The sequence below is a fragment of the Mesorhizobium sp. M7A.F.Ca.CA.002.05.1.1 genome (assembly GCF_003998335.1).
In the GTDB taxonomy this organism is placed as follows: domain Bacteria; phylum Pseudomonadota; class Alphaproteobacteria; order Rhizobiales; family Rhizobiaceae; genus Mesorhizobium.
Window position 1 is genome coordinate 1 of sequence record NZ_RZQI01001351.1, and the last position, 1,056, is coordinate 1,056.

At 64.8% G+C, this 1,056-nt stretch carries 1 pseudogene; it reads left to right on the plus strand.

The window, feature by feature from the left end:
- A pseudogene (locus tag EN939_RS38385) lies at positions 1–1,056 on the plus strand (hypothetical protein); the annotation flags it as partial.

Genomic DNA, 1,056 nt, shown 5'->3' on the forward strand with positions numbered 1-1,056 from the left:
ACCAGGGGGCGACCGCAGCCCTGAACATCACCGCCAATGGCGACGTGACTGGCGGCACCGGCGACGGCATCCATGCCGTCAATGGCGGACAACAACTCGATGTCGTCAATACGATTCTGAATGGTACCGTGACCTTTTCAGGCCCGACCGTCCCTGCTGGCAGCGATCTGAATGTCACCGCCTACGGCAAGGTGACCGGCGGCCGGTACGGCATCTTTGCCTCGAACGACGGCAGCGGCGCCACCAGCATCATAGCCACGATGGCTGCCGTAGCCGGCTCAAGCGAAGACGGTATTTATGCCACCAACGGCACCACGGCGACCGACCTGACGGTGAGTGCCGCGGCGGTTAGCGGCAAGGGCGGCATCGCCGTCACCAACAACGGCACAGGCTTCACCAGCGTTACGGCGACGGGCTTGGTGACTGGGGCAAGCAACAACGGCATCGATGCCTACACAGACGGGGCCGGACTGACGGTGAGTGCGGCGGCAGTCAATGGTGGCTTCGCCGGCATCTATGCCCAGAACAACGGGACCGGTGCCACCAGCGTGACCGCGACGGGTACGGTGACTGGAACGGTCGACAACGGCATCGATGTCTATACCACGGGTACGGGCCTGACAGTGAACGCCGTGGCAGTCACCGGCGGGACCAATGGTATCCGCGCCTACAACAGCGGCAACGGAGCCACCGGCGTGACGGCGACCGGCATGGTGACCGGAATAGGCACCGACGGCATATACGCCTTCAACGCCGCCACCGCGACGGGCGGCCTGACGATCGACGTCACGGCAGTCAACGGCCACGAAAACGGTATCAATGCCGATAACAGGGGAACCGGCGCCACCACCATCACGGCGACAGGTACGGTCGAAGGCGGCGACGCCGCGATCAAGGCGGTGTCGTCCGCGGGCCAGGCGATTTCCATCACCACCAGCGGTCTGGTGCGCAACAACGCGCAAACCTCCGCGGCGCTGGCAATCGATGCATCGGGCGGCCCGGTGGCCTTCAACAACAATGGGACCCTGATCGGCACGGTCAAGCTGGGCGCAGCAG